Raw genomic sequence first — 6,275 nt, forward strand, 5'->3', positions numbered from 1 at the left:
CGGGCAGGCGCGCGCCCTTCACGAAATCAATTATTATGCGGGCAGGTCGCGTTCCAGCGGCTCAAGCGAGCCTTTGCGCGCGGTGCCGTCTGCCATTTCCGGCAGTTCGATTTCGGCGCAGGTGCCTGCGTCGACCAGGGTCCAGGCGTTGCCCTGATAGTCAACGACCGAGCTGCCCGCGCAGGTGGTGCCGGGGCCGGCGGCGCAATCGTTCTGGCCGGCCAGGGAGATGCCGTAGCACTTTTCCTTGCTCTGCGCAGCGGCAGGCATGGTGGTTGCAGCGGTCAGGGCAGCGGCAACCGCGCTGGCGACGGCGAGGGATTTTGCGTGGTTCGACATATGAAGTCCTCCTCAACGGGTTTTGCGGTATATCGAGTATACCCTTGGGGTACGTGAAAACCCTAACCCAGGTCCGGAGGTCTTTAAATTCACGAGGCTGTGTGTCACGCGGGCGTCAGGAAGTGTGACAGTCTGATAGTGTTTAACCATCTGATTGGGAACGTTAATCAACTATAAAATGAAAACCGGCCCCCGATTGGGAGCCGGTTTTTGATAGCGGTAGCCGCAATTGTTACAGCAGATCCGGCGGCGTGGCCTCAAGGCCCAACGATTTTGTTACATCGGCGAGGGTTTCGACCTTGGTCTGTTTTTCACCGAGGCGCCGCACGGAAACGGTGCGCTCTTCGACCTCGCGGTGGCCGACCGCCAGAATCACCGGCACCTTGCCCAGCGAGTGTTCGCGGACCTTGTAGTTGATCTTCTCGTTGCGGATGTCCGCCTCGGCGCGCACGCCTGCGGCTTTTAGCGTTTCCACGACTTCTGCAACGTAATCATCGGCTTCCGAGGTGATGGAAGCGACAACCACCTGACGCGGCGCCAGCCAGAACGGCAGCTTGCCCGCGTGTTCCTCGATCAGGATGCCGATGAAACGTTCGAAGGAGCCGAGCGTTGCGCGGTGCAGCATGAAGGGACGATGCTTGGCGCCGTCCTGACCCACATAGGTCGCTTCGAGGCGTTCAGGCAGGTTGGGGTCCACCTGAAGCGTACCGCACTGCCAGTTCCGGCCGATGGCATCGGTCAGGGTGAATTCCAACTTGGGACCATAAAAGGCGCCTTCGCCTTCGAGGATTTCGAAATCATAGCCGGCCGCCTTGCAGGCATCGCCAAGCGCCTTTTCCACGAAGTCCCAGCTTTCGTCGCTGCCGATGCGTTTCTCGGGGCGGGTCGACAGTTTGATGGTCCAGTCGTGGAAGCCAAGGTCGGCGTAGATCTTCGACAGGAAGTCGATGAAACGCGCAGTTTCGCTTTCGATCTGATCCTCAGTGCAGAAGATGTGGCCGTCGTCCTGTGTAAAGCCGCGCACCCGCATGATGCCGTGCAGCGCCCCAGAGGGTTCATAGCGCGCACAGGAGCCGAACTCGGCCATGCGCAGCGGCAGATCGCGATAGGATTTCAGACCCTGATTGAATACCTGCACGTGGCAGGGGCAGTTCATCGGCTTCAGCGCGTTTACCGCCTTTTCCCGGGCATGGTCTTCGTCCACTTCGACAATGAACATGTTTTCCTGGTACTTGTCCCAGTGGCCCGAGGCTTCCCACAGTTTGCGGTCGACGACCTGGGGCGTGTTCACCTCGACATAGCCGCCGCGTTCCTGCTGACGGCGCATGTAGTCCTGCAAGGTGGTGTAGACCTTCCAGCCATTGGGGTGCCAGAACACCTGACCGGGGGCCTCTTCCTGCATGTGGAACAGGTCCATTTCACGGCCCAGCTTGCGGTGGTCACGCTTGGCTGCTTCCTCAAGCATGGTGAGGTAGGCTTTCAGCTTTTCCTTGCCGGTGAAGGCAACGCCATAGATCCGCTGCAGCATGGCGCGGTCGCTGTCTCCGCGCCAGTAGGCGCCCGCGATGGACATCAACTTGAAGGCATCGCCCGGCACCTGTCCGGTGTGCTGAAGGTGCGGACCCCGGCACAGATCCTGCCAGTGGCCGTGCCAGTACATGCGCAGCGGCTCGTCGCCGGGAATGGCATCGATCAGCTCGACCTTGTAAGGCTCGTTGTTGGCTTCATAGAATTTCACCGCACGTTCGCGGTCCCAGACCTCGGTGGTCACGGGTTCGCGCTTGTTGATGATTTCCTTCATCTTCTTTTCGATGGCGCCAAGGTCTTCGGGGGTGAAGGGTTCGGCGCGGTCGAAGTCATAGTACCAGCCGTTTTCGATCACCGGGCCGATGGTGACCTTGGTCTCGGGCCAGATTTCCTGCACCGCGCGCGCCATGATATGCGCCAGATCGTGACGGATCAGTTCATTCGCCTGCTCTTCGTCCTTCATGGTGTGCAGGGCAATGGAGGCGTCGGCCTCGATGGGCCATTGCAGATCCCAATGCTTGCCATCGACAGTGGCCGAAATTGCTTTCTTGGCCAGCGAGGTCGAAATATCGGCAGCCACTTCGGCAGGGGTTACGCCTGCGTCAAAGGATCGTGAATTGCCATCGGGAAGGGTGAGAGAGATCTGGGCCATATCGGCTGCTCCTCGTCGGTTTGGCGCCCACTGAACGCCCGGTTGCGGGTTATGGTGTCTGTGCCCCTTTTTGACTGAGGCGCTGGCGCTGTCAACCACTGCGGACTGTCATTGTGCCACCTCTGACAACGGCGAGGAGGTCAGAGCATATTGGTTTTCTTTCCATTCTTGCCTTTTGACGGGCGCGGGGCCACGATCCCCGTGTGTTTTGTCCGATTGCCCGATTAGAAAGAGCACCATGCATAGTTTTGAAGAGATATTGGACTTGGCGGCGGATCGCCATGGCGGCCCCGAGGCAATTGCGGCCATGCTGCCGACGATCCGCCCCAAGGCGGAGGTGGCAGAGATCCCGGATGCAATCTGGCTGCAGGCCATGGCGATGCGGATCTTTTCGACCGGCATGAACACAAAGATGATCGAGGCCAAAGAGGACGATATCGTTGCCGCCTTCGAGGGGTTCGAGGTGGGGCGCGTGGCACTGATGTCCGATGAATGGTTTGATGCGCTGTTGCAGGACAAGCGGATCATTCGCAACGCCCCGAAACTGCGCGCCATTCAGGAAAACGCGGTTTTCATTCAAGAGGTCTCGGCAGAGGCGGGTGGTTTTGGCCGCAAGATCGCCGACTGGCCGGATGACCGGTTTGGGGAACTGCTATTGTGGCTCAAATCCGAAGGGTCCCGGTTGGGCGGCACCACCGGCGGCTATGTCCTGCGGCAGATGGGGCGCGATGGCTATGTCTTTACCAAAGACGTGGTCGCCCGTCTTGTCGCTGAAGGGGGGATATCGGGCCCGCCGGGATCAAGAAAGGCCATGCTGGCGGCGCAGGAGGCATTCAATACATGGCAGGCGCAGTCGGGGCGGCCGCTGGCAGAGATTTCCCGCATTCTCGCGCTTAGCATATAAGCCCGCCCGCCGGTGGATGGCGGGTTTTGCATATGGCGCTACGACATGGCAGAGGAATGGCGAAAGACATGACAGAAGGACACGCGAGATGACGGCCAACTATCTGGAGACGCCCCAAGGGCGGCGCATCGCCTATCACAAGACCGAGGGTGCGGGGCCGGTGATCGTCTTCCTTGGCGGGCTAAAGTCCGACATGGAGGGCACCAAGGCCATCCATCTGGAGGCCTGGGCGCAGGCGCAGGGGCGCGCCTTTTTGCGGTTTGACTATTCCGGCCACGGGGAAAGCTCGGAAACCTTCGAGGATGGCTGCATTGGCGATTGGCACGAAGACACGCTGGCGGCTGTTGCGGCACTGACCGACGGGCCCATCGTGCCGGTCGGCTCTTCCATGGGCGGCTGGCAGGCGCTGCTTCTGGCGCGCGCCGTACCCGAACGCATCGCCGGGATGGTCACCATCGCTGCCGCGCCGGATTTCACCGAGGATGGATACTGGGCGAGTTTCACCGATGCGCAGAAGGCTGAGCTGGATGCGCAGGGTTATGTGGAGCTGCCCAGCGATTACATGGAACCCTACCGCATTTCCAAGCGGATGATCGAGGATGGGCGCACCCGTCTGGTCCTGCGCAGCCCGCTGGCGCTGCCTTTTCCGGTGCGCTGCCTGCAAGGCACCGCCGATACAGCTGTCTCCACCGAGACCGCGCTGCGGCTGCTCGATCATGCGGAATGCGCCGATATGCGGCTGACATTGGTCAAGGACGCAGACCACCGGTTTTCCGATGAGGCCTGCCTGAAGCTGATCGAGGCGGCGCTGGAAGAGGTGCTTGGCGCTTCATGATCCGGCGGGGGGCAAAATGGCTGCTCCGCGCCGGAGTGGCCCTGTCGGCCGCCGGGGCGGCGCTCTGGGCCTTTGGGCCTTATGAGCCGGTGGACCTTTTAGCCTCCTTCGAGCCGCGCCGCTTTGGTGAAGGGGTGGGGGTCTATTTCGAGACCGTCGAAAGCGCCTATTCCGATATCACGCCCGGCGCCGAAAAACGGGTGATCTGGGCCGGGCAGCCAGAAGAGCGTACACCGTTTTCGGTGGTTTACATCCATGGCTTCTCGGCCACCTCCGAGGAAATCCGCCCGGTGCCGGATCGCGTCGCGGCGGCGCTGGGTGCGAACCTTGTCTATACCCGGCTGGCGGGCCACGGGCGCCCCGGCGCCGCGATGGCCGAACCAACGGTCAACGATTGGATGCAGGATGTGGCCGAGGCCCTGGCGGCGGCGCGCGCGGTCGGCGATCGGGTGGTGGTGATCGCCACCTCAACAGGGGCGACGTTGATGACCGCCGCAGCGCTTGATCCGGCGCTCTCGCAGGATCTGGTGGGGCTCGCAATGATTTCCCCGAACTACGGCGTCAATCATCCGGCAGCGCCGCTGCTAACCTGGCCCGCTGCGCGCTATTGGCTGCCGTTGCTGGTGGGGAAAGAGCGCAATTTTCCGGCGCGCAGCCCGGAACATGGTCGGTTCTGGACCACCTCTTACCCATCCGTGGCGGCGATGCCGATGGCGGCGCTGGTGCGCGCGGTGATGGCGCTGCCAGTGGAGAAGGCGCAGGTTCCGGCGCTGTTCTGGTATTCCCTGCAGGACCGCGTGGTCCGTCCGGATTTGACCACTGAAGTGGCGGCGCGCTGGGGCGGGACGGTCGAGGTAAAGAACCACACGCCCGGTCCTGGTGATGATCCCTATGCGCATGTCATGGCCGGGGATATCATGTCGCCGGGCCAAACCGAGGCCGCCGTAGAGGATATCCTGTCCTGGCTGGTCGATCTGGAGGTGAAGTGATGGAACAGAGGATCAGCCTGATCACACTGGGGGTGCCGGATATGGAGGTGGCGACGTCTTTTTACGAGGCGCTGGGCTGGCAAAGGGCGCAGAGCCCGGATGGGGTCGTTGCCTTCGATCTGATTTCGCAGACGCTGGGCCTTTATCCGATTGAAAAACTGGCCGAGGATATCGGTCTGCCGGTAGAGGCGCTGGGCACTGGGGCGATGACGCTCAGCCACAACACCCGCAGCGCCGAAGAGGTGGACGTGCTGATGGAGGCCGCCAGAACTGCGGGGGCAGAGGTGCTGCGCCCCGCGGGCGAGGTGTATTGGGGCGGATACATCGGGTACTTCCGCGCGCCGGATGGCCATATCTGGGAAATCGCCCATAATCCGTTTTCGCCCCTGTCTGAAGATGGCGCCTTTCGCTGGAATGGATTTCCCGAGGCAGATTGATCTCTAATTGACCTCTAACTTCTTGCAATTTCAGAAAACTCTCTACAAAGTTGCAGTATGAGACCTGTGTGACCTTGCGGCAGACTGCAGGGCGCAGAACAGCGAGGCACCGCAGATGCAATACACCACCTCCCCGGATGCTTCGGCCGAGCTTGGATCAGAGCCTCTGGTGCTGCTGCCCGGGATGATGTGCGATGCGCGCCTCTTTGCACCGCAGATCGCGGCGCTTTCGGCCTATCTGCCGGTCACGGTGGCGCCACTGCTGGGCGGTGACCGGATTGAGGCGATTGCCGCGCACATCCTGAACATGCTGCCCGAACGGTTTGCCTTGGCCGGGCTGTCCATGGGCGGGATTATCGCGCTTGAGATCCTGCGCCGTGCGCCGGATCGGGTCAGCCGCCTGTGCCTGATGGACACGACGCCTCTGGCGGAAACTCCGGCGCAGGCCGCCGAACGGGAACCGATGATCGTGGCGGCCCGCACCGGACGGCTGGAAGAGATGCTTGCCAAGGCCCTGCCTGCGGATTGGGGATGTCCCTGTTGATGTTGAACTTTGCTTGAAGGGTGGCGTTGCTTTCCCTGAGCCGTAGGC

The 6,275-nt window shown here is 61.7% G+C and carries 7 protein-coding genes; 5 read left to right on the plus strand and 2 right to left on the minus strand.

The window, feature by feature from the left end; genetic code table 11:
* Positions 1-33: 33 nt before the first annotated feature.
* Together C6W91_RS17870 and thrS are read right to left on the minus strand one after the other, a co-directional pair.
* Complete coding sequence (locus C6W91_RS17870) at positions 34-339, minus strand: DUF2282 domain-containing protein (RefSeq protein WP_065270710.1); 306 nt, start codon at positions 337-339, stop codon at positions 34-36.
* 232 nt (positions 340-571) lie between these two features.
* Positions 572-2,518, minus strand: a complete 1,947-nt coding sequence (gene thrS / locus C6W91_RS17875) for a threonine--tRNA ligase (RefSeq protein ID WP_274838500.1) — start codon at positions 2,516-2,518, stop codon at positions 572-574.
* A gap of 238 nt (positions 2,519-2,756) precedes the next feature.
* Between thrS and C6W91_RS17880 the strand changes: the two genes are divergently transcribed.
* The 5 genes from C6W91_RS17880 (at position 2,757) to C6W91_RS17900 (ending at position 6,227) form a co-directional block, all read left to right on the plus strand.
* The gene (locus C6W91_RS17880; RefSeq protein WP_274838501.1) at positions 2,757-3,422 is read left to right on the plus strand and encodes a DNA-3-methyladenine glycosylase I; all 666 of its coding nucleotides are present in this window, start codon (positions 2,757-2,759) and stop codon (positions 3,420-3,422) included.
* Between the two features lie 88 nt (positions 3,423-3,510).
* Entirely contained in the window at positions 3,511-4,257 is a 747-nt protein-coding gene (locus C6W91_RS17885) for an alpha/beta fold hydrolase (RefSeq protein WP_274838502.1), read from the plus strand.
* Positions 4,254-5,246: a carboxylesterase gene (locus tag C6W91_RS17890; protein ID WP_274838503.1), complete on the plus strand. Its 993-nt coding sequence runs from the start codon at positions 4,254-4,256 to the stop codon at positions 5,244-5,246. Before C6W91_RS17885 ends, C6W91_RS17890 begins: the two co-directional genes overlap by 4 nt.
* Positions 5,246-5,683: a VOC family protein gene (locus C6W91_RS17895; RefSeq protein WP_274838504.1), complete on the plus strand. Its 438-nt coding sequence runs from the start codon at positions 5,246-5,248 to the stop codon at positions 5,681-5,683. The genes C6W91_RS17890 and C6W91_RS17895 overlap by 1 nt, the downstream gene beginning before the upstream one ends.
* Before the next feature lie 115 nt (positions 5,684-5,798).
* Complete coding sequence (locus C6W91_RS17900) at positions 5,799-6,227, plus strand: alpha/beta fold hydrolase (protein ID WP_370571250.1); 429 nt, start codon at positions 5,799-5,801, stop codon at positions 6,225-6,227.
* The last annotated feature ends 48 nt before the right edge of the window (positions 6,228-6,275 follow it).

This window comes from Phaeobacter sp. SYSU ZJ3003, from assembly GCF_041300735.1.
Classification (GTDB): Bacteria; Pseudomonadota; Alphaproteobacteria; order Rhodobacterales; family Rhodobacteraceae; genus Phycobacter; species Phycobacter gallaeciensis_A.